Source organism: Flavobacterium amniphilum (assembly GCF_023634845.1).
Classification (GTDB): Bacteria; Bacteroidota; Bacteroidia; order Flavobacteriales; family Flavobacteriaceae; genus Flavobacterium; species Flavobacterium amniphilum.
Window position 1 is genome coordinate 1 of the sequence record NZ_JAMLJL010000043.1, and the last position, 1,890, is coordinate 1,890.

The following is a 1,890-nucleotide window of genomic DNA, read 5'->3' on the forward strand; positions in this document are numbered from 1 at the left end:
GCCTACATAACAATTAAATATTCCAAAATAGTAAAATAAAAATCTGCGAATTTGCGGTACTGTAAATCATTATCAACCAAATTAAAAAATCAGTATTTACCCTGATTGCCCTGTAAGAATTTATCTCTTATGTTTGCATTCTATGATGAAAAAACTGTTATTACTATTGTTGGTACCGGGATTTGCCTTAGCGCAAAGCACCAACCAGAACTATACCAAGGCGACAACCTACCGTGGGGAAAACGGTACGTTGCCACAAACTACGGTAACCTATTTTGATGGATTGGGACGTCCCATTCAGAAAGTGGACAATGCGATGAGCGGTACGGGCCATAACATCGTGACCCACATCGAATATGATGCCTACGGCAGACCGGTAAAAGACTATTTACCGTTTGTGTCGGGTGTATCGACACTGGATTATTTAAGCAGTGCCGTTACGGCCCAAAATACGCATTATACCACTCCGGCCAACGGGGAAACCACCGCTTACCCGTACAGTGAAAAACTGTTGGAAGCCTCACCTCTGGACCGTGTATTGAAACAGGCCGCACCGGGCGAAGCCTGGAAGATGGGTTCCAATCACGAAATCAAGTTTGAGTATGGTACTAATGAGGCCACAGGAACCAACGCCGTGAAACTGTTCAAGGCTACAGCGACCTTGAACGAAACGTTACTGGCGTATACCAATACGTTGACCCAAACCACAAATTATGCGGCCAATGAACTATATTTAACGATAACGAAAGACGAAAACTGGGTATCCGGGAACAACCATACTACTCAGGAGTTCAAAGACAAAGCCGGTAAAGTGGTCTTGAAAAGAACCTTTAACATTAATGTGGCACACGAGACCTATTATGTGTACGACCAGTTCGGGAATCTGGCGTATGTGATCCCGCCACTGGCCAATGCGGCTTACGACAACAACACCCTTAACGGACTGTGTTATCAGTACCAGTATGACAACCGCAACCGTTTGGTATCGAAGAAACTGCCTGGCAAGCAATGGGAATTCATCGTGTATGACTTGCTGGACCGCCCCGTTGCGACCGGACCGGCTTTATCACCATGGGGAACGGGAACACAAGGTGTGATGGTCACCCAGTATGATGTGTACGGAAGACCAACGCAAACGGGTTGGCTACCCACTGCCATTGACCCGAATGCAAGAAGTACACAACAAACCAGTATTAACGGCGGGAGCAATCCGTATACCTTAGGGAGCAATGATGTACTGAGCAAGAATTATTACGACAACTACAATCCAGGGCTTACGATACCAGGACAGATTGAAGGACAGACGGTAAATACCCAGGTAAAAGGACAAACTACAGGAACACTTGTGCGAATTTTGACAGGCCCAAATGACGGTTACTGGGATTATTCGTATATTTTTTATGACCTGAAAATGCGTCCCATCCGTAACCATACCGACAACTATCTGGAAGGGTACACGGAGGTGGACAGCAAGCTGGACTTCATGGGCAAGACCTTGTATACCATTACAAGGCATACGAGAACCAGCAATGATACTGAAATATTGACGACCGATACGTTCACCTATACCGATCAGGACCGATTGAAATTGCATACCCACCAAGTTGATGGTGGCGATGTGCAGCTGTTGGCCGACAACAGCTATGATCAACTGGGCCAGTTAAAGGATAAAAAAGTGGGTGGAAGTGCTACGTCTTATACTGCATTGCAAAACGTGGATTATCAATACAACATCCGTGGCTGGCTGAAATCGATTAACGATACAGACGGACTGATCAGTACCGATTTAGGCAGCAAAGACGATTTGTTTGCTTTCAAGATTACGTATAACAATCCGAGTGATAACAGCAAAGCCTTGTTCAATGGGAATATTTCAGAAACGCAGTGGCG

At 45.4% G+C, this 1,890-nt stretch carries 1 protein-coding gene; it reads left to right on the forward strand.

The features are described 5' to 3' along the window. Positions 1-142: 142 nt before the first annotated feature. The coding region (locus NAT51_RS19565; RefSeq protein ID WP_250601796.1) for a DUF6443 domain-containing protein at positions 143-1,890 on the forward strand (1,748 nt) is incomplete at its 3' end.